This is a genomic window from Ornithinibacillus halophilus, from assembly GCF_900129485.1.
GTDB classification, from domain to species: Bacteria; Bacillota; Bacilli; order Bacillales; family Amphibacillaceae; genus Ornithinibacillus; species Ornithinibacillus halophilus.
In genome coordinates this window covers 75,765-100,914 of the sequence record NZ_FQVW01000001.1, presented here as the reverse complement: position 1 = coordinate 100,914, position 25,150 = coordinate 75,765, and the positions used below count along the sequence as shown (strand labels likewise).

The window sequence follows — 25,150 nt, the reverse complement described above, 5'->3', positions numbered from 1 at the left end:
TTTATCCGTAATTATGACTTGGTACTAATAGTAATATATAATACCAATTTAATTTATGCAAGTCATGTCTTAATCTAATTTCGTTTCAAACAAACCTTCTTTTTCTAACTCTTGCTTCAACCTGTAGTAATCCTGGGAGGTTTCTAACAAATTATTTTCAATAATTTCTTGGGCATCTTTTCTTGACGTTTCTAATGCTCGGTAATCATGGACCATGTCACCAACTTTAAATTCTGGTAAACCACTTTGTTTCTTTCCAAAGAAATCTCCGGGACCACGTAATTTCAAATCTTCTTCTGCTAATGTAAATCCATTGTTTGTTTCACACATAATACGCATTCTCTCTTTACCAACTTCACTCTTAGGTTCTGCAATCAAAATACAATAACTTTGCTGGTCACCTCTCCCAACTCTTCCACGTAGTTGGTGCAATTGGGATAATCCAAATCGTTCTGCATCATGAATAACCATAATTGTAGCATTTGGTACATTAACTCCAACCTCTACTACTGTTGTGGATACTAGAATTTGAACGTCATTGTTCGCAAAATCTTTCATCACTTCATCTTTTTCTTCTGACGATAGGCGACCATGCATAAGGCCTACCTTAATCTCTGGTGGATAGTAATCGGAAAGTTGATGGTACAATTCCACTGCATTTTGGATATCTAATTTGTCAGATTCCTCAATTAATGGACAAATTACGTAGGCTTGTTCACCGTTACGTACGTGTTTTTGAATAAAATCAAGCACTCGTTCAAAGTTATTTTCTTTTGTCCAGTACGTTTCAACGTCCTTTCTACCAGCAGGCATTTCGTCAATAACAGACACATCCATATCGCCAAAAGCAGTTATTGCTAATGTTCTAGGGATTGGTGTCGCAGTCATAAATAGTACATCAGGCATTAATCCTTTTTCTCTTAACATCCGTCTTTGTTCGACGCCAAACCGATGCTGCTCATCAACAATGACAAAACCTAGATCATGAAAGAATACATCATCTTGAATTAGTGCATGCGTTCCAATTACAATATCTACCTCATGGTTCTCTACTTTTTCAAGTAACTCCCTTCGTTTTTTTCCTTTTACTGACCCAGTTAATAAGACAATAGATGCATGTTTACCAAATAACTCCGTTAACGATTGATAATGTTGTTCTGCTAGAATTTCAGTAGGAACCATTAATGCACCTTGTTTCCCTGCAGTAATGGAGGCATAAAGTGCTAAAGCGGCTACTGCTGTTTTACCAGAGCCAACGTCCCCTTGTAGTAATCGATTCATTCGATAAGGTGACTGCATGTCCTTTAGAATTTCATTTAACGATTTCTTTTGGGCATTCGTTAATGTAAATGGAAACTGATTCATAAACGTAGTAACTTTTTCTAAATCTACTTGTTGTTGATTCCCTTCTGTTGCTTCCCGATTTATTTTACGAAGAAGTTGCATTTTTAATTGAAAAAGTAAAAATTCCTCATATGTAAACCTTCTTCGTGCATGTTTAAGAGCAATACGGCTCGCTGGAAAATGCATTGTATTCACGGCAAGTGAACGATTAGGTAATTTATACGCAGTTAAAAAATGTTGGGGAAGAATTTCTTCTATTTGGTTTTCATAGGCTTTTATTGCACTTAAAATTGCTTTTTTAAGTTTAATATTTTTTATATTTCCTCTTAGTGAATACAGTGGCTGAATCTCTGCTTGTGTATCTGCTGACCCTTTTTTATAGTTACTAACCGTAATTTGCAAGCGATGAGCATCCCATTTCCCCGTTAATGTAATCGTGTCACCTGCGTTAATTTGTTTTTTAGCAAAGGCTCGATTAAACATTACTGCTTTCACAGCTACATTTTCTACTTCCACATTAAAAGACAAACGCGATTTCTTTTTACCAAAAAAGGAAAGAGAAGGAGTATTTAAAACCCTTCCCTCAATCGTCACTTTATCCTCATGAATCAGTTCACTTAAAGGTTTTACTTCAAATACATCATACCGTGAAGGAAAATAAAATAATAAATCTTCCACAGTACGAATGTCTAAAGCTAGTAACTCTTCAGCAAATTTTTCTCCTATTCCATTTACATTTGTTACTGATTCATTAAGCATATCAATCACTCTTCCTATACTAAACTGTCATTCCAAATATTTTTTCTTTTAACAATCGCCCTGTTGGTGTATCCGCAAGTCCACCTTCACCTGTTTCACGCAACGTAGATGGCATCGTTTTTCCAATTTGATACATTGCTCCAATTACTTCATCACATGGAATTCGACTAGTCACACCTGCTAATGCCATATCTGCAGATACAATTGCTAATGATGAACCGGCTGCATTCCTTTTCACACATGGTACTTCTACAAGTCCTGCCACAGGATCACAAACTAGACCTAACATATTTTTCAATGTAATCGCAAAAGCCTCTGCCGATTGCTGTGGCGTACCACCAGCCATTTCAACAATAGCTGCTGAAGCCATAGCTCCTGCTGAACCTACTTCAGCTTGACAGCCACCTGCTGCCCCTGAGATGAAAGCATTATTAGCTACTACAAAACCAAAGGCACCCGCTGTAAATAGATAGCGGATCATTTGTTCTCTCGTTGGATTTAACTGATTTTTCACCGCAAATAACGTACCAGGTACAACACCTGCACTACCTGCTGTTGGAGTAGCACAAATAGTGCCCATCGCAGCATTTACCTCATTGGTCCCCATTGCTTTACTAACCGCATCTAACAGTAAGTTACCTGATAACGGGGTTCTTTCTTGCATATACGTTTGAATTTTTACAGCATCGCCACCAGTTAATCCTGTTACAGATTGAACTCCCTTTAAACTATCTTCAATCGCTTTTTCCATGACAACTAAATTCTTTTCCATTTCTGTAAAAACTTCTTCACGAGTCTTATCTTTAACATCCATTTCCTGAAGAATCATAACTTCAGAGATAGGCATCTGGTTTTTTTCAGCGATTTCCACTAATTCCGCAACTGTTCGAAACATGTGAAAGCTCCTCTCCCAATATAAACTTAACTAACAATTTTAGAAATCCGAATAATATGGTCAGCATTCTCTAATTCTTTTAAAACATTATCTTCAACATTCTGATCTACTTCGATGACCATTAATGCTTCTTTTCCAACATCTTTACGATTAACTTCCATATGTCCAATGTTAATTTCATATTTTGCTAGTATTTTGGTTACAGAAGCAATTGCACCAAAACGATCATTGTGCATAATTAAGATTGCTGGATGATTTCCTGAAAGTCTTAATTCAAAGCCATTTAATTCTGTAATTTCAACTTTTCCTCCACCAATAGAAATACCAACTAGTTCTGTACTATCGGTATCATCACCGATTATTAGTCTAGCAGTATTCGGATGATCCGTTGCAGCATTATCTTCAATAAACTCAATGGTAATATTTTTTTCTTTAGCAATTTCCAGCGCTTTACTCATTCGTGAATCATCAGGTTCAAAGCCTAACAACCCACCTGCAAGGGCGAAATCTGTACCATGCCCTTTGTATGTTTTTGCAAAAGAACCGTAGAGATGAATTTTTGCCCATTTTGGTTCTTTTCCTAAAAGATTTCTTGCTGCCAATCCAATTCTAGCAGCACCTGCTGTATGAGAACTAGATGGGCCAATCATTACTGGACCGATAATATCAAAAACGGAATTATATTTCATTCTTCTCACCGCCTATAAAAGTTAACGAACGTATTCATATTTATTCGTTCAATAAAATTGTAACAAACACACCTATTGTAAATTATAACAAAAAGCCCTATAATAATCATTTGTGGATTAAAGATTTTTTTAATCGGGTGGGAGAGGGATAGTTAGACAAAGAGGAGATTGCATGCATACAAACAATCTCGAACCAAAAACACGCATGAAGCATGAAATCTCAGCTGGGATTATTGGATATTTAACTACAGTTTATATTGTAGTTGTTAATGGTTCAATTTTAAGTGAAGCTGGAATTTCACTTGAAGCAGGAATGATGGCAACAATTCTAGCTAGTTTTATAGGTACGTTAATGATGGGGTTATTCGGAAAGTTGCCTCTAATTCTTATACCTGGCATGGGAATAAATGCACTTTTTGCATATTCAATCATTCAAGGTACAGGCATGAATTTCCAAGAAGGCCTTGCAGTAGTGTTTGTTTCTGCCATGTTATTTTTGATTACAGCCTTTAGTAAGCTTGGTAATTTATTAAAAGAAGCAATTCCTGAATCACTTAAACACGCAATAACAGTTGGCCTAGGTTTTTTCTTAATACTAATTGGTCTTGAAAAAACAGGGCTTGTTGTCAGTGGTACTAACACAATTATTGCTATTGGTGATTTCACATCTCCAACAATTATCGTTAGTTTGCTTACGTTATTTATAGCAATATTTTTATTTGTGAAAAATATCCCAGCAAACTTCCTTATAACTATGATTGTCGGGACAGTTCTAGCATCCATTTTTGGTATTATTGATGCTCCAGATCAATCGATAACATTGAACACAGATGAAATTGTATTTATACCATCTTTCACTGCAATCGGTGATCTTTCATTTTGGTTAGCGGTATTTCCATTAACAATGATCCTTATCTTTGAAAATATGGGATTACTTCATGGTCAATTGCATATGTTAAATCGTCAAGATAGTTACGATAAAGGATATAAAGTTACAGCCTTTTCTACTTTAACCTGTGCGTTCTTAGGAACATCTCCTACAGTTTCAGCTGCAGAAAATGCAGCCGTTATTGCTTCTAAAGGGAAAACTGGTATCTCAAGTATTACGGCTAGTATGTTATTTTTAGCAACGATTTTCGTAATACCTTGGATTACTGTTGTTCCAAGTGCTGCTATTAGTCCTATATTGATTATTGTTGGGTTTTTAATGGCTCAAAACATTCGCCATATCCCATTAAACAATATCTCTGAATCAATACCAGCATTACTAATTGTTGCAATGATTCCTTTCACTTATAGTATCGCTGATGGAATGGCATTTGGATTTATTGCTTATCCAATTGTTAAATTAGCTTTAGGTAAACAAAAAGAATTATCCACTATTCTAATGATTATTTCAGGCCTTTTCTTATTTGATTTCATCATCAAGATTATCGGCATTTAATCGTTGTATAGAAACTAAAAAGGATTCGCTCTGTAGCGAATCCTTTTTATAATGAAAAGAAAGTATTTAATTTCAGAGATGCCTAGCTCCCTCGCCTTCGAAAGTCGCAAAGCAGGCGCTCTCTAGCTTTTCTTAATTATTCTACTGAGAAGATATAAGAGTAAATCGGCTGATTTCCTTTATGAATTTCAATCTCGATATCCTCAAATGTATCTTCTACGTACTGCGTAAGTTCTTCTACTTCGCTATCACTTACGTCTTCACCTTGAAGAACAGTTAAGATTTCATCATCTTCAGTAATTAATTCATTTAATAATAATTTTACAGTTTCAAATTTATCTGCATGTGTTGCAGTGATTTTTCCATCGTTAATTCCCATGAAATTACCTTTTTCAATCGTTATGCCATCGATTTGAGTATCACGAACAGCATAAGTCAATTGGCCAGTCTTCACATGCGAACTAGCATCTTCCATGTTATTCTTATTGGTTTCTATATCCTCATCTGGATGGAAGGCTAACAATGCACTAATTCCTTGTGGGATAGTTTTAGTAGGAACAACCGCTGCCTTTCCTTCCGACAACTCTGCTGCTTGTTCTGCTGCCATAACAATATTTTTATTGTTCGGTAAGATTAGCACCTTTTCAGCATTTGCTTTTTCAACTGCTTCTGTAATATCTTGTGTCGATGGATTCATTGTTTGACCACCTTCAATAACTACAGTTGCACCTAAGCTTTCAAATAAAGACTTCAATCCACTTCCCATGGCAACAGTTACAATACCATATGGAACTTTTTCTTTAGGCTTATTATCATCTTTCGCATCACCAACAATAGCCGTATGTTGTTCACGCATGTTCTCGATTTTCATGTTAATTAAGCTACCAAACTGTTGGCCAATTGTTAATACGTTACCAGGATATTCTGTATGAACATGTACCTTAACAATTTCATCATCAGATACTACTAATAACGAATCACCATGATTACTTAATTCATTTCTAAAATCCGTCTCATCAAATGGATTTTCTTTAGTCTTTTCGTCTTCAAATTTAACCATAAATTCTGTACAATAGCCAAATTCAATATCTGAAGTATCCATAAAGTCTTGAGCAGACTTATGATGTTCAGCATTAACCATCGCTTCCATTTCCACTGTGTCTAGTTCTTCTGGTAATTCTTCACCTTTTAATACAGCTAGGAAACCCTCATACACTGTAACTAGACCTTGTCCACCTGAATCTACAACTCCAACCTCTTTAAGAACAGGTAGTAGATCAGGGGTGCGTTTTAATGAAGCTTTTGCTTCCGCTAGTACTTTCTCCATTAAACTTACTACATCATTTTCTTGCTTAGAAACTTCAACAGCTTTTTTTGCTGCATCCTTAGCAACCGTCAAAATCGTTCCCTCTACAGGCTTCATAACGGCTTTATATGCGGTTTTCACACCACTATCAAATGCATTCGCTAAATCCTTCGTTGTTAACGTTTCTTTATTTTCCATTCCTCTAGCAAAGCCACGGAAAATCTGGGAAAGGATTACCCCAGAATTTCCTCTAGCACCCATAAGTAATCCTTTTGAGAAACTTTGGGCTACTTCAGAAATGTTATCACTATTAAGTTTCTTAACTTCATTGGCTCCTGAAGTCATCGACAAATTCATATTCGTTCCTGTGTCACCATCTGGGACTGGGAAAACATTTAATGCATCAATTTTCTTGGCATTATTCGTTAAATGATGTGCACCTGATAGCACCATTTGAGTAAATGTTTTGCCATCTAACTTTTGTAACGTCACTATACTTCCTCCTCTTAACTAACAAAAGACTAATCTTTTGCTACGCGAACTCCTTGTATGTAAATGTTTACCGAATCAATCTCTAATCCTAAAGATTGGTTAAGCGTATATTTTACTTGAGATTGTACGTTATGAGCTACTTCAGAAATCTTCGTTCCATAACTAACAATAATATACATATCAATATGTAGATGGTTGTCTTCTTGTCTAACTACTACACCTCGAGAATAGTTCTCTTTACGTAGTATTTCTGCAATTCCATCTTTTATTTGACTTTTTGATGCCATTCCTACGATCCCATAGCATTCAACTGCAGCGCCACCAGCAATTGTGGCAATTACTTCATTTGTTATTGTTACTTGACCATCATTTGTATTTAATTCAATGGACATTGAGTATCCTCCTTCAATACTTTTCTCTTAAGGATATTTTACTATAAGCTCTGTCTTTATTAAAGTACACTTACTTATTAGTTTAAAATAGTTAATTGGTATGATAACTATTTTTCCTCTTATAACAATGAACGATTCCAATTAATCTGTCAAGTAATAATTCTTTATTACGCTTAGTGATTCCCTGCTATATATGAGTTTATATTGAATAAATCTCCACTTTCTTTATTGCATTCTTTTTGTACATGTGGTAAATTGTATAAGTATTACATGACTCATGTTTAGATTAGGAGGGATAACATGGCTAGAAAATGTGTTGTAACTGGACGTAAAACTCGCAGTGGTAACCAACGCTCTCACGCTATGAATTCCAACAAGCGTAATTGGAAAGCTAATGTACAAAAAGTTCGTATTATGGTAGATGGTAAGCCTAAACGTGTTTATGTTTCTGCACGTGCCTTAAAATCAGGCAAAGTAGAACGCGTATAATATACAACTTAACATTAGTAATGAGCTAAAAGCACCCAACTTAAACAGGGTGCTTTTTTATTTTTGCATTCTTATTATTGAGACACACTTTTGTGTAGACTGTGTAGTAACTACTAATTGAGTGCATTGTTCCTCTACGAGCAGTCGCGCACCTTAGGGCACAGCCTCAGCCAGGCTACTACTTGATTAGGCTTCATCGCTGCCTTGCACCGAGGAAGCTAACTTCTTAGAAATACTAGTAGACGCAGGTGCATCACTTGGGGTCTTCGGACACGTGCTGTTCCCGCAGGACAAATGTTTTCGGTGGGGCGAGTAATCGCAATGAAACTACGCTATGTCACTTCAATGCTTTTGTGCCGAGTAATCACAGGCATAGTCCCAAGGAACGCTACGGCAGCGATACATCGCACGCAGAAAATGCACATGGAAATGCATTTTCAAGGAGTCGACTGCTCACAGCGAAGATCAACTACTGATATTGCAGTATGTATTGTTATTTCTCAAAACTAGCGAAGGAAATACATGAAGACTCGGAGAGCAGAGGCATCGGTGAGACCCCGGAGAGCTAAGCTCGAGGAGGCTCACCAGCCGCCCGCGGCAAAGAAGACACTGTAAAAGTGACCGAAGGAAACTTGAACAGATGTCGCACTTGTGCTGGAAGTGAAAGCGAAATGTATTTCCGTAGCGGTAGGATTTATAACTTTCCAAAATGGTAATGACGTAGTTTCTATCAAATACGAATAAATATTTTTAGTTAATACAAAGAGTAAAAGCGATATTAAAGAAAAAGAGCTTCTGCCATAAGAATGACAAAAGCAAGGAATAATTATTTCTCTTTTTTAAATACACCGATCACAACACGAACAAATCCGCCAATTACTCTTGGGAGTTTAATAGTATAAAATTTCATGAGTTCGCCCTCCTCCGTTTGCAAAACACAGCTTACAGGAGTCGTCTGACCTAGTCACGACTCTTTATAACTAATAGTATGCCTTCATCATAAAAAAAAGTACCATTATTTAATAGAAGCTTGTTTGAAATACAGAGTGAAGACCCCATATGTATTGTCTCATCAGTTAATGGATAATAAAAATTTTCTAGCGATAATCCAATTACAGTAGGCGTCATTGGGATGAATGATATATTTGGATAATCTATCTCATTTTTAATTGAATGAGTACCAGGTAATGTCATTTCTGCTATATTTAAATTATCTATTATTATGCCTTTGATTCCTTTTTCTACGATAGATAATAAAAGCTGAATATTAACTAGACTGTGATCTAGTCTCCCTCCTGTCACACCAAATAGAAATATTTGTTGTGGTTGAAGTGAAAATGCGAGTTTTAGAGCAATCTCAATATCCGTTTCATCTTTTTCAATTGGAAACTGTTCAACATTTCTTGCCTGTTCTTTTATGAGAGATAACTCATCGTCCATCACAGAATCAAAATCACCTACAGCATAATCCAATGACAATTTATTCTGTATCAATATTAATGCGCCTTTATCGGCCCCAATCCAAATATCAACGTCCCCATGATATTGGGTTAAGTCAGGCAACATATCTTCTAGACCATTCCCCACTATACCAATAGTTAGCATGAAACATCCCTCAATCTAAAGCGAATTAATAATATCCTGAATTGCTTGCTTCCGGTCCGACTTATTAAATACTGCACTGCCAGCAACAAGAACATCTGCTCCGGCATCCGTACATAATTTTGCCGTTTCTACATTCACACCACCATCAACTTCAATTTCAAAAGATAAATTCAGTGTTTCTCGTAGTTCGTTCAGTTCCTTAATTTTTTCCACTGCGCCTTGTATAAATGATTGACCGCCAAAACCTGGATTAACGGACATAATTAAAACCATATCAACTTCTGTTAATACATCTTTAATCATCATTACAGGTGTTGCAGGGTTAAGTACAACTCCTGCTTTTACACCAGTGGATTTTATTTGTTGAAGTGTGCGATGTAAATGAGTACACGCCTCCTGATGAACCGTAATTATGTCAGCTCCAGCTTTTGCAAATGCATCAATGTACTGGTCGGGGTTTTCTATCATTAAGTGTACATCTAAAGGTAGCGATGTTACTGGCTTAATTGCCTCTACAATTAAAGGTCCAATCGTAATATTAGGAACAAAATGACCATCCATGACATCGACATGAATGTATTCTGCTCCACCCTTTTCAACATCCTGAATTTCTTCACCTAATTTAGCAAAATCTGCAGATAAGATTGATGGTGCGATTTTTGTCATAGTTAGTACCTCGGCTTTCGTGATTGTATTTCTTCTACAAAGTTTACATAGTGTTCATATCGATATGATGTAATATCTCCTGATTCAACAGCAGCCTTTACAGCACACTTTGGTTCTTTTATATGCATGCATCCTCTGAATTTACAATCGTTTATTCTTGCACGCATTTCTGGGAAACAAAGTGGTAAATGTTCTAATTCAATTTCATCAAACTCGAGAGCACTGAATCCAGGAGTATCAGCCACAAGCCCCTCATTCACTTCGATCAGTTCAACATGTCTAGTTGTGTGTTTCCCTCTCCCCAGACTCTTTGATATAGCTCCGGTTTCCAGTAGCAAAGAAGGATTTAAAGCATTTAATAAAGATGATTTCCCTACTCCTGATTGACCCGCAATTACCGAAACTTTATCTTTGAAAAGTGGCTTAATTAGTTCTAGTTCTGGACCACGCTTATTGGAAACTAATTTTACAGTGTAACCAATTTCTTCATAGTCTTTTTGATATTGTTTTAGTTTATCTACTTCCTCATCAGCAAGTAAATCAATTTTGGTAATCACAATAATTGGATCAATATCTTTTGCTTCAATTAGCACTAAAAAGCGATCTAACAGCGTTGTGCTAAAATTAGGCTTTTTGGCAGAACTGACAATGATAGCCTGATCAATGTTTGCAATTGGTGGACGTACTAATTCTGAAGTACGGGGTTTAATGTCCTTAATATATCCTTCGTCATTTTCATCAAGGTCGAAGGTTACAAAGTCTCCAACTAGAGGAGTTATTTTGTTTTTCCGAAAGACTCCTCTCCCCTTACATTGATAAGTTGTGTTGTCTGATTGTACATAATAAAATCCACTTAATGCTTTAATAATTCTGCCTTCAGCCATTTAGTCACCCTCTTCAATTTGTTACTTGTTCATAAGAAATTTCTTCATACTCAACTTCTTCTCCATCTCTTGTTACACGATAATGCGCAACCGTATCAGGTCCTATCGTTAACTGAATCCTAAACTCTTTTGATCCTTCTTCTTTTGTTAAGTAATACGGATCTTGTATAGGAACATCTGGATCACGTTCTAAATCATCGACATAAATCAGAATCTCCTGTGGCTCAGGTTCCACTGCTAAGTTTTCCCCTTCATCTTCACCATCACCATCACCATCACCATCACCACTATCATCAGGTTGTTCCTCATAATGAACAGTGAATCCTATAATAACTGTTCTTGGTGGAAGTGGCTCTGGTCCTATTGAAAAGTACACATCGATTGTAGCACCTTTCTCAACAGATTCGTTCACTCCCGGCTCATGTCGAATAACCAATCCTTCATTTACCGTATCAGAATTTTCTTCATGCTTTTTCATTTTCAATCCATACTCATCAAGGTATTCTTTTACTTCTTCTTCTGTCATATTACGTAAGCTGTTTAATTTAATTTGCTCAGGACCACTGCTTACTTCAAAAACTACTCTTGTTTCACTCGGTACAACATCGCTACCTGCTTTAGGAGTAATTTGCCTGATAATAGAGCCTTCTTCATAATCAGAGTCTTCTTTGTAATTCACTTCAACTTCGGTATACCCTTTTGTTTCTAAGATTGCCTCCACTTGATCAATATCCATTCCCTCATAATCATCAAATGGTTCCGTTTCTTTTCCATCACTAACAAAAACGGTTACTGTTGAATTTTCTACAACAGTTCTACCATCTCGTGGATCCGTTTCGATTACATAACCTTCTGGAATCTCCTCGTCGAACTTAGTTTCACGAATTACTTCTAAATTTAGTTGTTCTAGTTCAGCCAAGGCTTCATCGTATTCCCATTCCGTAACATCTGGAATCGTCACTTCATCTGGTTTTAATAAGCTCGGAAAAATAAACAGAGCAGCTAAACCAGCCCCTAGTAAAACAAATAGAACAATAAACGTAATTAACAAGTTTCTATTTCTTTTCTTTTTCTTTTCGATTGGGTTATGATTTTCACTATGATTATTACCAACTTTTTTTGTTTCGGATTGGGTATCATGAACAATTGTGTCTTGATGAACATTTTCAATCGACTGATTATCCGTAATAATAGGGATTGCTTTTGTCTCTTCCCCAACTTCAATTGGCGGGGTATATTTTTCTTCATTTAATCGGTCAGGGTTCAGTGCATTCTCTAAATTCTGCTCCATCTCGTATACCGTATTAAAACGGTGGAATGGATCCTTTGCTGTTGCCTTTAACACTATATTTTCAACACTTTGAGGGACATTTGGACTAAACCTTCTTACCGATGGCGTATCGCTTTGTAAGTGTTTTAAAGCTATAGACACTGGTGATTGTCCTGAAAAAGGTAATCGTCCGGTCAATAATTCAAAGAATACTATTCCTAATGAATAAATATCAGATTTTTTAGTTGCTAAACCACCTCTAGCTTGTTCTGGTGATAGATAATGTACAGAACCTAAAACAGAGTTTGTTTGTGTTAAGGAAGTAGCACTTAATGCTACTGCAATACCAAAATCTGTTACTTTAATATGTCCATATGAATCAATTAAAATATTTTGAGGTTTAATATCTCGATGTACAATTCCATTTTCATGTGCATGGGTAATTGCAGATGTTATTTGTTTCATAATATCGATGGCCTCAGGAACATCGATTGGTCCGAATCGTTGAATATATTCCTTTAAGGTCATTCCATCCACAAATTCCATAGCCATGAACAATATTTGATCTTCTTCTCCAACATCATATATATTCACAATGTTTTGGTGGGATAAGCTAGTAGCTGATTGTGCTTCACGGTCAAAACGTGCTATGAATTCATCATCATTAGCATATTCTAGGCGTAAAACTTTAATGGCTACATCTCTATCTAAAATGATATCTTTTGCAAGATAAACATCTGCCATTCCTCCGCCACCAATTTTTTCTTTGATACGATATCTTTCATTTAATATGTGACCATTCAACATTAATCCTCACCAACTTTCTCTGCCAATTCATGCTGAACTATCACCAATGAAACATTATCTTCTCCACCACGTTGGTTTGCAAGAGTAATTAATTTTTCACCAGTATTTTCAATGCTTTCAATAGTTTTTATGTACTCTGATAACTCTTCTTCCATCACTTTGTCACTGAGACCATCAGAACAGAGCAGTAGTTTGTCTCCTTCTTCCCAACCAAGGGTTTGTATGTCTGATTCTACTTTTTCCTCAGTACCAAGTGCTTTTAAGACGACATTTTTTCTAGGATGTAATTGTGCATCTACTTTTGAAATTTGACCTGATTGAACTAAGGCGTTTACTAGTGAATGGTCTTCTGTTATTTGTTTAAATCCATGACTATTTTGTATATAACACCTGCTATCACCAATATGAGCTACCGTTATAAATTCCTCATTACAAATAACTACAACAATGGTTGTCCCCATACCTTGGCATTCATCTTTTTCTAATGATTGTTGGTAAATTGAAGAATTTGCTTCTTCTAGTACATTCGTTAACCAATTCTCAGTCTCTTCTGGGGTATCCAACGTTGTTGTCTGCATCCATTTTTCTTCTAAGGTTTTTGTAGCCATTTGACTTGCAACATCCCCTGCTTGGTGTCCACCCATTCCATCAGCAATAATTGCCAATAACTGACCTGATTGATTATAAAATAATCCACCTGCATCTTCATTATGGCTTCTTACTTGCCCACGGTCTGTAAGAAATTGACCAATCATACTCTCACCCCTTTATCTAGCAGCAGCTTCCCACGTACTAACTATAGTAATGTATATTAAAAAGTTAACCACTACTATTGTAAAACAAACTGGCAAATTATTCTATCTATTTTTCATACCTCGTACATCTCGTAATTACCTTCTCTTCAATCTCGTTAAAAAGAAACCATCGGTATCATAAGAGTGTGGAAATAACTGTAAGCCATACTTTGTAACCCCTAGTGAATCTTGAAGAAATTCTGGTAATTCCTCAAAAAAACTAGAATCTACAGAAAAGGAAGGATTAGCTTGCAGAAACCTTTCAACAACCTTTTCATTTTCCTCTTGATCAATTGTACAAGTACTATATACTAGAAATCCATTACGTTTAAGTAATGGTATAGCTTGATTTAAAATTTCTATTTGAATAGTAGCTAATTTTGTTATATCTTCCTTCTGTTTATTATATTTAATGTCTGGTTTACCTCGAATAACACCTAATCCTGAACAAGGTGCATCAATTAAGATGCGATCAAAAGTATTTTCTGGATATTTCTCCTTTAGTTTTCTAGCATCCAAAGGACTAGCATCAATAATGGATAAATGTAAATCATTAGCTTTTTGTTCGATTAATTTGATTTTATTTTTATGTAAGTCATGAGCTTGAATCACACCATTATTTTGCATTTTCTCTGCAATATGTGTAACTTTACCACCTGGAGCACTACAAGCATCGAGTACATGCATACCAGGTTGGGGTTTTAACATCTCAGCCACTAACATAGAGCTTTGATCTTGTATCGTTACATAACCGTCTTTAAATAAATCAGACTTTATAACATTTCCTTTTTTAACAACTATACCTTGTGGAGAAAATGGTGACGGCTCGACATCATAACCTTGTTTCATTAGATTATCCACGGCATCCTCACGTGTGATCCGTAATGGTTGAACACGCACAGAAATCGGTTTATGGTTTAGGTTAGCGCGACAGATATCTTTAGTTATTTGCAAACCATAGAGGTCTATCCAACGTTTGACCAGCCATTCTGGGTGGCTTGTCTCAACCGAAAGTCTAGTAACATCATTTTTAATTTCAGACGTATCCGGCACCCCTTTTCGCTGAACATTTCTTAATACACCATTTACTAAAGATGAAATCCCTTTATGCCCTCTTTGCTTAGCGATTTCTACTGCCTCATGAATAATAGCGTGATCTGGCACTTTATCCAAATACACCATTTGATAAATAGACATCCTTAATAAGACAGACACCCATTTTTCTAATTTTTTTGTAACAAAATGATTAATATAATAGTCCAACGTTATTTTACGTTGTAATGTACCATAAACTATTTCAGTTAAAAGACCCTCATCTTTAGGTGAGATATTCCGTTTTTTTATCTCATTGTTTATTAATAAATGACTATAGCCACTATCTTGTTCGATTCGCATTAGTAGATCAATAATCGTATTTCTTAACAAGAATTTACTCATGGTGTTCACCCATTTTTGTACCTATTTTAATGCGTTCACTAGAACCTTGTAAATATTGTTTAACTGTCATTCGTTTTTTACCAGCTGGTTGAATTTCGGTTATCTTTAATCCATTACCATTGCCACATACAACAACAAATGACTCATTATTTATAATATCAACAATTTCTCCTGGCTCGCCATCATACTTTTTATCAGTAGGTTCAGCCCACCAAATCTTCATTACTTTTCCTTCATACGTAGTAAAAGCTACTGGCCAAGGATGTAAGCCTCTAATCTGGTTATAAATTTCCTCGTCTGACCTCATCCAATCAATTCGTTCTTGTTCTCTTTTAATATTGGCTGCAAAAGTAGCTTTTTCATCATCTTGTTCAATTGGTGAAATTTCCTTAGCAAATAACTGTGGAAGGGTCTCCAATAACAATTCTGAGCCTACTAGTGATAGTTTATCATGCATAGTCCCTACGTGGTCCTCTTTCTCAATAGGAATGCTTTTCTGAGTCAGAATATCACCCGCATCTAATTTCTCTGCCATATACATAATTGTGATTCCAGTTTCTTTTTTCCCTTGCATGATTGCATAATGAATCGGTGCTCCACCACGTAATTCAGGTAGGAGCGATGCATGCACATTCACACAACCAAAAGGAGGAATATCTAATAATTCCTTCGGTAAGATTTGTCCATATGCTGCAGTGACGATAATATCTGGGTTGTAATCCAAAATAGGTTGTAAATTTTCCCTTAGTTTTTCAGGTTGGAATACAGGAATCATAGCTTTTTCTGCTTCCACTTTAACAGGTGGTGGCGTAAGGATTTTTTTTCGGCCTTTAGGGCGATCAGGCTGGGTTACTACTAAACCCACCTCATATTCAGGGTGGTCAATTAACTTTCTTAAAATAGGCACTGAAAAATCAGGAGTACCCATAAACGCAATCTTTTTCATCTGTTATTCCTTCCTTCTACATAAGATGATACGGTTCCATGTCAACAGTAATTAATAAGTTATTTTTTCGTACGTCATCACTGAAATCATCTAATAGTTGTTTTATATACATTCTCAATTTTTCTTCGTTTTTGTATTTTACCATGCATTGGTATCGATATCTATCTTTCACCCGTGTTATTGGGGATGGTGTCGGTCCAAGTACAGTTGTACCTTCTTGTACTTGATTCAATAAAAACTGAACAATTTTCTGAGTAACTTGCACAACTTTTACATGATTGGGATGTGAAACTGTTATTAAAGTTAAAAATACATATGGTGGATATTGAAAAGCTCGTCGCATCTTCATTTCTTGTTGAAAAAATTGATGGTAATCATATTGACTAGCTAATTCAATACTATAATGATCAGGTGTATAGGTCTGAACAATTACTTCTCCTGACAATTCATGTCTTCCTGCTCGACCACTCACTTGAGTTAGCAATTGGAACGTTTTTTCACTAGAGCGGAAATCAGGCAAATGTAACATAGAATCGGCTGTTAACACACCTACTAGTGTCACATTTTCAAAATCTAGTCCTTTTGCAATCATTTGCGTTCCAAGAAGGATATCTGCTTTTTTCTCTCCAAATTGCTTTAGAAGTTTTTCGTGTGAACCTTTTCTTCTAGTAGTATCTACATCCATACGAATAACTGTTGCTTGTGGGATTACTTGTGTTAAGGCTTCCTCTACACGCTGTGTCCCTGTTCCGAAGTAGCGAATTAAATCACTTTCACATGATGGACATAAAAGAGGCATGTTCTCCTCATAGGAGCAATAATGGCATTTTAATTGATTACTATTTTTATGATAAGTAAGAGCAATATCACAATGTGGACACTCTGTTACATGACCACAATCTCGACACATAACAAAAGTAGAATACCCTCTTCTATTTAATAATAAGACAATTTGTTCCCCACGCTCAATTGCTTGCTCAATTTTGTCTTTTAATACTCTAGAAAACATTGTACGGTTTCCAGCATGTAATTCTTTTCTCATGTCAACAATTTCTACTTCAGGCATTGCTTTATTATTCGTTCGTTTGTCAAGAGTCAATAATTGATAGACACCTTTTTTCGCACGAGCAAAGGATTCTAATGTAGGGGTAGCACTCCCTAATACAACTGGACATTGGTAATATTCCGCACGACGAATGGCAACATCTCTAGCATGATAACGTGGCTGATCATCTTGTTTATAAGTGTTTTCATGCTCTTCATCTATAATAATTATTCCTAAGTTTTCAAAAGGGGCAAAGATAGCAGACCTTGCACCAACAACTACTTGAACTTCTTTGCGTTGGATCTTTCTCCATTCATCGTATTTCTCACCGTTTGACAATGCACTATGCATTACAGCTACGTTTGCACCAAACCTTCCCTTAAATCGCTTCACCATCTGAGGTGTTAATGATATTTCAGGTACTAAAACAATCGCTTCTTTCCCTTTATTTACAACCTCTTGTATTGCTTGTAGATAGATTTCCGTTTTCCCACTACCTGTCACACCATGTAATAAAAAAACATCATGTTGATTTTCTGCTATCCGTTCATTAATTGGTTGTATTGCCGTTTCTTGTTGATCTGTTAAATTTAAAGCTTCCGTTTTCTCAAATGAATCATCATTATAAGGATTACGGTATATTTCTTTTTTAAACGTTTCTAATAATGATTTATCAATTAATTGCTTAACGGTAGAAGGTGTAGTATGTAGAATTTCTAATAGTTTTTTTTGTTCTACCGGTTCTGGTTGTTGGATAAAATATTGAATAATTTCTCTTTGCTTTTTTGCTTGATTAGGGATTTCTTCATATGCTTCTTCTAACATAATGGCATCTTTTGCTGGGCGTATCATCGTTATATGCTTTTTAGTAACCCTTGATTTCACTAAATAATTTACGGTTACTTCTCCATCTTGGATTGCCTTTTGTAAGACAGAATAAGGAACACTAGCGTTTTCAAACTCTTCATAGGGGACAACATCTCGCCCAGCAAATAAATAATCCAACCGTTCATCTAGTTCTTCCTCACTTGAGCGAATAAGTTCTTTATTATATTTCGCCTTTAAAACTTGAGGAAGCATTGCTTGGTAGGCAGTAATATACATTGTTAATGTATCCTCAGCTATCCACTTTCCAAGTTCCAGTAACTCTTTAGTTAAAGCTGGTGTAATATCTAATACATCAATGATCTCTTTTAAATTCTTAAAGGTTGATTGGTCTGTTTTATCAACTACAAAACCAGTTATTTTCCTTGGCCCAAAAGGAACAACTACTCTCATTCCAACCGTCAAAATCTCTTTGAAACGTTCAGGTATTTGATAATCAAAAGTCTGATTAATCGATTTCGCCTGTACATCAACAATTACTTTGGCAATGTCCACTAGCTTTCATCCTTCATATCACTATTAATAAATGTAAATATCTTCTTCGCTATCTCCCTCTTCGAAGCGATCGGTACTTCTTTTTGTTCTTGATTTTTATTAACGTATGTAACGATATTGGTATCTCTACCAAAACCTGCTCCTTCTGCTGCAACATTATTAATAACTATGGCATCTAAGTTTTTATTTTCTAACTTTTTTATTCCATACTCAATAGGGCTAGATGTTTCAGCTGCAAATCCAACTAAAAATTGTTGCTCCTTTTTTTCACCTAAGGAATGTAAAATGTCTTTCGTGCGTTCCATTTCGATGGTTAAATCACCAGTTTGCTTTTTCATTTTTTCATTATATGTATTTTTAGGACGATAATCAGCAACTGCAGCAGCCTTAATGACAATATCTTGGGATGGAAACAAATCTGTAATAACATTGTACATTTCTTCAGCAGTGACTACATCAATTCGCTTCACCCGTTTATTCGTTATCTCTAAAGATACAGGTCCTGCAACAAGGGTTACTTCTGCCCCTAAATTGGCTGCTTCTTCTGCAAGAGCAAATCCCATTTTTCCTGAGGAATGATTCGTAAAGAAACGAACTGGGTCAACACTCTCTTTAGTAGGTCCAGCCGAAATTAACACTTTCTTACCCTCAAGTAGTTCAGATGATTGTTGATGTTGGTCAATCACTTCTATAATCGTTTCCGGTTCCTCAAGACGTCCTTTACCTACCCAACCACAGGCTAAGTATCCGGCACCAGGCTCAATAAAGTGATAGCCCCATTGCTCTAATCGTTTCATATTTTCTTTTACCGAAGGATGTTCATACATATTGACATTCATGGCTGGTGCTATGTAAATGGGAGCTTTTGTAGCTAATAAAGTAGTCGTCACCATATCATCTGCAATTCCATTTGCTATCCTTCCAATAACATTTGCTGTTGCAGGTGCAATAATAACAATATCTGCCCAATCTGCTACATCAATGTGGGCAATTTTTTCTGGTTCTCTTTCTTCAAATGTATCTGTATAAACCGGATTGCGAGATAAAGCTTGAAACGTTAATGGCGAGACAAATTGCATAGCGCTTTTTGTCATCATCACTCTCACACGAGAACCTTGCTGCGTCAATTTACTAGTCAAAGCACAGGCTTTATACGCCGCAATTCCTCCAGTAACACAAAGTAATACATTTTTATCTCTTACCATGTCGTCACCTTCCACTCTCTATATTGAAAAACCCTCGCAAATATCTACATTAGCGAGGGAACATTGTGTTTATTTATCTTCATCTTCTAACTTTAACTCTTCAGCTAAAATCTCTTCTAAAGCCATCCCAACAAATTTATCTGATTTTGGGTTTTCGATTTTCAAGTTATCCAACTCTCGCAATTGTCTTGCGCGTTTTGCAGATAAAGTAACTAATGAATACTTTGAATGAATCTTCTCTTGTAATTTATCAATTGACGGTTCTAACATCATAAAACGTCATCCTCCAATATCTTTTTATATTGAGCAGCTATTCTTTCCCGCTTACAGTGCTCACTTTGAATAATCGATTGAATTTTAGTTACGGCATGATCAACATCATCATTTACAACGACATAATCATAGGCGTCCATCAATTCAATTTCATTGCGCGCCTCTTTTAACCGGTTAAGAATTAATTCTTCTGATTCTGTACCACGATTTACGATACGGTTTTTTAATTCCTCTAAGCTTGGTGGAAATAAAAAGATAAATACACCTTCAGGAAAATTCTCTTTCACTTGAAGGGCACCTTGAACTTCTATTTCAAGAAAAACATCATAGCCTTGAGATAACATCTCTTCTACGTACTCACGAGGCGTACCATAGTAATTATTAACAAATTTTGCGTATTCTAACAGTTTTCCTTGGTCGATTAATTCTTCAAATTCTTCTTTAGACTTGTAAAAGTAATCCACACCGTCTTCTTCCCCAGGTCGCATATCCCTAGTTGTCATTGAAATGGAATACTTCAAGTCTGTCTTTCGATTAAATAGTTCTTTTCTAACAGTACCTTTTCCTACACCGGATGGACCAGAAAGAATGAACAGAATTCCTTTCTCATCAATCAATATGTTTCCTCCTAAAATATATTCCGTGTTTATTCATCCGATAATTCATCATGACTTAACACACGTTGACCAACTGTTTCTGGTTGGACAGCAGATAGAACAACATGATCACTATCGGTAATAATTACAGCTCTTGTACGTCTTCCGTATGTTGCATCTACCAATTTATTATTATCTCTAGCAACAGTTATAATTCTCTTTATTGGTGCAGATTCTGGTGATACGATTGAAATTACTCTATTAGCTGATACGACATTACCAAAACCTATATTAATTAATTGTAACCCCACGATTAGTTCCCCCTCAACATTCTATATCTTTCTATTGTTTCACCATTATAAAAAATAAAATAGCTAAATTACAACTATTTATTCAATATTTTGTACTTGCTCTTTAATTTTCTCAACTTCACTTTTTAAGTTTACCGTCCATTGACCGACTTGCTTGTCAGATGATTTGGATCCTATCGTATTTACCTCACGATGCATCTCTTGAACGATAAAATCTAATTTTCTTCCTATTACGTCATCTGACTTAATTAAATCATAACAATGACTAATATGGCTATAAAGACGTGTTACTTCTTCTGTTATGTCTCCTTTTTCAGCTAATAATGCAATCTCTTGATGTAACCTTGAGTTGTCCAAATCCACTGTGTCATTGACAAAAGCATTGATCCGTTCAAATATTCTAGTTCGATATTCATCAATGACATTTCCCCTACGACTTTCTAGCATCTGAACCATATCGTTTATAGTAGATAATCTATTACAAATATCTTTTTTCAAGAATTTGCCTTCTTCTCTACGCATTAATTGCACTTTCTCACAAGCTTTATTAACACAATTTAATATCGTTTCTTCTAGTTCCGTTGGTTCTTGTTCCTTTTCTTGAACGGTAATAAGCTCTGGAACTGAAGCTAAAACACTGATAGGAATCTCTTCTGATAACTGATAGCGCTCTTGTGCCTTTTGAAGTTGTTTTATATATGCATCCATCAGTTTCCAATCTGTTTGAATGGACCGCTCTACTAATAAATCACCCTCAATTATAACAAATAATTCAATACGACCTCTTGAGAACCAATTTTTAATAGCTTTCTTTAAACGATCTTCCATAAACAACAATGCTCTTGGAATTTTAGTATGAACATCCAAAAAGCGATGATTAACACTGCGTATTTCAACTTTAATGTTGGTTTTCTCTAATCGTACTTCATTGCTACCGTACCCAGTCATACTTTTAACCATTATATTATCACACCTTATAGTTGCATAAAACCTTTATACTCAAATATGTAACAAGAAAAGCGCAGAGCGCCCGCTTTGCGACGTACGGAGGCGAAGGAAGTCTTGTGCCTGTGCCTGTGGTTACTCGGCACAAAAGCAATGAGGTCTCTCCACGTAGTTCTTTTGCGATTACTCGGGCACAAAGTCCAGAGAAGTAATTCTGTGTAGTTCCTTCGCTAGTCGCAGGCGCTCGGAGCTAGACATCTCTAAAATTTTATACATTCTTATCTTTGAATAAGAACAAAAGTTTAGTATAGATAACTTTATACTTTCTTTCAAAGATTGCTGACGTTAACGTTTAAAATTTATGTAAATAAAGTAACTGAACATACCTATTATAACAGAAATAGCCTCCCTTAGAAATATTTAAAGGAGGCTATTTCATCAAACATATCAAATTTACTTTTTAGTGAAGCCAAATAATACGGTTGGCATTGCAGCTAATCCGATAATTAACATCCAATCACGAAGACCTAGGAACGTCGTATGGAAAATAGGCTGTAATGGAGGCCAATAGATAACAACTAATAATAATAGAATGGACGATATAACGGCTAAAACTAGATAGATATTTTCAAAAGGATTCCTATCAAACACAGAATTTTCACTTCTACAGTCAAAAACATGTATCAATTGAGCCATTACTAATGTTGTGAATGCCATTGTCTGTGCATAAATTAGGTTACTAGGATTATTTTGGTAGGCTAGCATGAATGCAATTAACGTAACGAGTCCAATTAGGATACCTCTACTGATAATTTTGAAACCTAGACCTCTAGCAAAAATACCTTCTCTAGGATTTCTAGGACTCCTTTTCATAACGTCATCTTCTGGCTTATCTAACCCCAAAGCCATTGCAGGAAGACCGTCAGTTACTAAGTTCACCCATAAGATTTGTACCGGAACTAATGGTAAAGGCATGCCTAAAAGCATTGCAAATAACATGACTAAAATTTCACCAACATTCGAAGCTAACAAATATCGAATAAACTTACGAATATTTTCATAGATATTTCGACCTTCTTTTATTGCTGCTTTTATCGTAGCAAAGTTGTCATCCATTAGTACAAGAGATGATGCTTCTTTTGTGACATCTGTGCCACTAATCCCCATACTTATTCCTATATCACTCGCTTTAATCGCTGGAGCATCATTTACTCCATCCCCTGTCATCGCTACAACATGACCATTTTCTTGGAAAGCTTTTACGATTTTCAATTTATGTTCCGGAGTTACACGAGCAAACACATAAACATCCTCTATTATGTCTTCCAATTCTTCAACAGACATTTTGTTTAATTCGTGACCCTCAAGAACTAAACCATCGTCTGGAAGTAGGTTTAATCTCTTGGCAATGGCTGTAGCAGTTTTAACATGGTCTCCAGTAATCATTACTGTCTTTATCCCTGCTTGTCTACATTCTTCAATTGCAGGTTTTACTTCTTTTCTAGGTGGATCAATCATTCCATACAAACCAATAAATGTTAAATCCTTTTCTAAAAAATGATCATCCATGGAATCTTCTTTAGAAAGTGGCTTCATACTTATCGCTATCGTTCGTAACGCCTTATCAGCCATAGAGTTAACAGCTTGTTCAATCTTATCTTTGTCGTTTGGCTTTAAGATCCGACGTCCTTCCTCGTCCATTAAATACGTTGTACGAGGTAAAAGTACATCCGGTGCACCTTTTGTAATTAAAAAGCGCATTTGATTATCATCTTCTACAATGACACTCATACGTTTTCTATCTGAATCGAAGGGAATTTCTTTCACTATACGAAAGTTTTCCCCAGCAACAGGCTTTAATCCAAACTTTCTAGCAGCTATTATAAGAGCGCCATCGGTTGGGTCACCTTCAACAAAATATTTTCCCCTTTTCACCTGAAGAGAAGCATTGTTACAAAGCATTCCATATAAAAGCATCGATTCTAAATTGGTATAGTTTTCATTAACTCTCTGATTATTTATTAAAAAGTCACCGTGAATGTTATATCCATCACCAGTTACTTCTAGCATCTTTCCATTCAAGTACATTTCTTTTACTGTCATCTGATTTTCTGTCATTGTTCCAGTCTTATCAGAACAAATTACAGAAGCGCATCCTAATGTTTCAACTGCAGATAATTTACGAACAATTGCTTTTTTGCGAATCATTCGTTGTACACCTAATGATAATGCAACTGTTACGATTGCTGGTAACCCTTCTGGAATAGCAGCAACAGCTAAAGATACACCTGCTAAAAACATATTATACACTGGATGTCCTTGCATGACCCCAAGTCCTACTACTAAAATTGTTAATAAAATGGCGATAACAATTAATATTTTACCTAATTCTGCAAGCTTTCTCTCCAGTGGTGTAGGAACCTTTTTCGTGTTTGTCATTAAGGAAGCAATTTGTCCCATAACGGTGTTCATGCCTGTTCCAACAACAATTCCTAAACCTGAACCACGTGTAACCAGTGTCCCCATAAACCCCATATTTACTTGATCTTGAGCATCCAAGTCATCTCTATGAATAGCTGAGGCATGTTTCATTACTGGGAGTGATTCTCCAGTTAGAGCAGATTCCTCCGTTTCAAGGTTATTAGCTTGTACAATTCGAATATCTGCTGGAATTCTGTCCCCACTATTAACCTTTATGACATCACCAACTACTAAATTTCTTGAGTTAATTTTTTCCCATGTTTTTTCTCTCAATACATAAGCCATTGGTGCAGACAATTCTTTTAATTTATCTAAGGACTTCTCTGCTTTTTGTTCTTGGAAAAAACCAATAAATCCATTTACCAAAACAATGATCATAATTGCAATAGCATCAACAAACTCACCTAACATACCTGCGATTAAAGTTGCTGCTAGAAGAACAATGACCATAAAATCTTGAAATTGTTTTAGAAAGATTAACCATTTTGGTGTATCTTTTTCTGCTTCTAGTACGTTTTCACCGTATTGTTTTCTCCTTTTCTCTACTTGTTTGGTAGATAATCCTTTATTCGAGGATACATGAAGCTTTTGTTCTAACCGTTCAACATCTAACTGATACCACTTTTTCACATCGCATTCCTCCAAAATATCTTACATAACTTGGCTATCACTCCTACATTTTGTCGGGTTAGCCT

22 protein-coding genes are annotated in these 25,150 nt (G+C 35.9%); 2 read left to right on the top strand and 20 right to left on the bottom strand.

The features are described from left to right. Positions 1–69: 69 nt before the first annotated feature. From recG to sdaAB, 3 genes are read right to left on the bottom strand one after another with little or no spacing between them, the layout of a single operon-like run. Positions 70–2,103: an ATP-dependent DNA helicase RecG gene (gene recG, locus BUB12_RS00505; RefSeq protein WP_072886880.1), complete on the bottom strand. Its 2,034-nt coding sequence runs from the start codon at positions 2,101–2,103 to the stop codon at positions 70–72. A gap of 19 nt (positions 2,104–2,122) precedes the next feature. Then, on the bottom strand, positions 2,123–2,998 hold the full coding sequence (gene sdaAA, locus BUB12_RS00500) for an L-serine ammonia-lyase, iron-sulfur-dependent, subunit alpha (RefSeq protein WP_072886878.1): 876 nt from the start codon (positions 2,996–2,998) through the stop codon (positions 2,123–2,125). Between the two features lie 26 nt (positions 2,999–3,024). After that, complete coding sequence (gene sdaAB / locus BUB12_RS00495) at positions 3,025–3,687, bottom strand: L-serine ammonia-lyase, iron-sulfur-dependent subunit beta (RefSeq protein ID WP_072886876.1); 663 nt, start codon at positions 3,685–3,687, stop codon at positions 3,025–3,027. Positions 3,688–3,859: 172 nt separating this feature from the next. Between sdaAB and BUB12_RS00490 the strand changes: the two genes are divergently transcribed. Next, positions 3,860–5,131, top strand: a complete 1,272-nt coding sequence (locus BUB12_RS00490; RefSeq protein ID WP_072886874.1) for an NCS2 family permease — start codon at positions 3,860–3,862, stop codon at positions 5,129–5,131. Between the two features lie 136 nt (positions 5,132–5,267). Here the strand turns inward: BUB12_RS00490 and BUB12_RS00485 are convergent, their stop codons facing one another. Further along, the gene (locus BUB12_RS00485) at positions 5,268–6,929 is read right to left on the bottom strand and encodes a DAK2 domain-containing protein (protein ID WP_072886872.1); all 1,662 of its coding nucleotides are present in this window, start codon (positions 6,927–6,929) and stop codon (positions 5,268–5,270) included. Positions 6,930–6,958: 29 nt separating this feature from the next. Next, a complete protein-coding gene (locus BUB12_RS00480; protein WP_072886870.1) occupies positions 6,959–7,321 on the bottom strand; it encodes an Asp23/Gls24 family envelope stress response protein in 363 nt (120 codons plus the stop codon). Positions 7,322–7,621: 300 nt separating this feature from the next. On the opposite strand from BUB12_RS00480, the gene rpmB reads away from it, so the two are divergent. Next, positions 7,622–7,810, top strand: a complete 189-nt coding sequence (gene rpmB / locus BUB12_RS00475; protein WP_072886868.1) for a 50S ribosomal protein L28 — start codon at positions 7,622–7,624, stop codon at positions 7,808–7,810. Between the two features lie 826 nt (positions 7,811–8,636). Here rpmB and spoVM read toward each other — a convergent pair. From spoVM to BUB12_RS00400, 15 genes are all read right to left on the bottom strand, one after another. Beyond that, on the bottom strand, positions 8,637–8,720 hold the full coding sequence (spoVM, locus tag BUB12_RS00470) for a stage V sporulation protein SpoVM (protein ID WP_072886864.1): 84 nt from the start codon (positions 8,718–8,720) through the stop codon (positions 8,637–8,639). A gap of 50 nt (positions 8,721–8,770) precedes the next feature. Further along, positions 8,771–9,415 (bottom strand): thiamine diphosphokinase, encoded by a 645-nt coding sequence (locus BUB12_RS00465; protein WP_072886862.1) that lies wholly within the window; start codon positions 9,413–9,415, stop codon positions 8,771–8,773. Between the two features lie 15 nt (positions 9,416–9,430). Next, complete coding sequence (gene rpe, locus BUB12_RS00460; protein WP_072886860.1) at positions 9,431–10,081, bottom strand: ribulose-phosphate 3-epimerase; 651 nt, start codon at positions 10,079–10,081, stop codon at positions 9,431–9,433. A 2-nt stretch (positions 10,082–10,083) separates the two neighbouring features. Beyond that, entirely contained in the window at positions 10,084–10,965 is an 882-nt protein-coding gene (gene rsgA / locus BUB12_RS00455; RefSeq protein WP_072886858.1) for a ribosome small subunit-dependent GTPase A, read from the bottom strand. A gap of 13 nt (positions 10,966–10,978) precedes the next feature. Then, the gene (pknB, locus tag BUB12_RS00450) at positions 10,979–13,042 is read right to left on the bottom strand and encodes a Stk1 family PASTA domain-containing Ser/Thr kinase (RefSeq protein ID WP_072886855.1); all 2,064 of its coding nucleotides are present in this window, start codon (positions 13,040–13,042) and stop codon (positions 10,979–10,981) included. Continuing rightward, complete coding sequence (locus tag BUB12_RS00445) at positions 13,042–13,797, bottom strand: Stp1/IreP family PP2C-type Ser/Thr phosphatase (protein ID WP_072886853.1); 756 nt, start codon at positions 13,795–13,797, stop codon at positions 13,042–13,044. Before BUB12_RS00445 ends, pknB begins: the two co-directional genes overlap by 1 nt. A gap of 135 nt (positions 13,798–13,932) precedes the next feature. Further along, a complete protein-coding gene (gene rsmB, locus BUB12_RS00440; protein WP_072886851.1) occupies positions 13,933–15,273 on the bottom strand; it encodes a 16S rRNA (cytosine(967)-C(5))-methyltransferase RsmB in 1,341 nt (446 codons plus the stop codon). Continuing rightward, a complete protein-coding gene (fmt, locus tag BUB12_RS00435) occupies positions 15,266–16,219 on the bottom strand; it encodes a methionyl-tRNA formyltransferase (RefSeq protein WP_072886849.1) in 954 nt (317 codons plus the stop codon). Before fmt ends, rsmB begins: the two co-directional genes overlap by 8 nt. A 16-nt stretch (positions 16,220–16,235) precedes the next feature. Then, positions 16,236–18,644: a primosomal protein N' gene (gene priA, locus BUB12_RS00430; protein ID WP_072886846.1), complete on the bottom strand. Its 2,409-nt coding sequence runs from the start codon at positions 18,642–18,644 to the stop codon at positions 16,236–16,238. After that, positions 18,644–19,849 carry a bifunctional phosphopantothenoylcysteine decarboxylase/phosphopantothenate--cysteine ligase CoaBC gene (gene coaBC / locus BUB12_RS00425; protein ID WP_072886844.1) on the bottom strand — a complete coding sequence of 402 codons (1,206 nt, stop codon included), beginning with the start codon at positions 19,847–19,849 and terminating at the stop codon, positions 18,644–18,646. The genes priA and coaBC overlap by 1 nt, the downstream gene beginning before the upstream one ends. Positions 19,850–19,918: 69 nt before the next feature. After that, a complete protein-coding gene (gene rpoZ, locus BUB12_RS00420) occupies positions 19,919–20,122 on the bottom strand; it encodes a DNA-directed RNA polymerase subunit omega (protein WP_072886842.1) in 204 nt (67 codons plus the stop codon). Beyond that, a complete protein-coding gene (gmk, locus tag BUB12_RS00415) occupies positions 20,119–20,739 on the bottom strand; it encodes a guanylate kinase (protein ID WP_072886839.1) in 621 nt (206 codons plus the stop codon). Before gmk ends, rpoZ begins: the two co-directional genes overlap by 4 nt. Positions 20,740–20,768: 29 nt before the next feature. Further along, positions 20,769–21,029: an extracellular matrix/biofilm regulator RemA gene (remA, locus tag BUB12_RS00410; RefSeq protein WP_072886837.1), complete on the bottom strand. Its 261-nt coding sequence runs from the start codon at positions 21,027–21,029 to the stop codon at positions 20,769–20,771. 78 nt (positions 21,030–21,107) lie between these two features. Beyond that, the gene (locus tag BUB12_RS00405; protein WP_072886835.1) at positions 21,108–21,989 is read right to left on the bottom strand and encodes a YicC/YloC family endoribonuclease; all 882 of its coding nucleotides are present in this window, start codon (positions 21,987–21,989) and stop codon (positions 21,108–21,110) included. 438 nt (positions 21,990–22,427) lie between these two features. Beyond that, positions 22,428–25,085, bottom strand: coding sequence for a calcium-translocating P-type ATPase, SERCA-type (locus BUB12_RS00400; protein WP_072886833.1), 2,658 nt, complete (start codon positions 25,083–25,085; stop codon positions 22,428–22,430). Positions 25,086–25,150 lie beyond the last annotated feature (65 nt).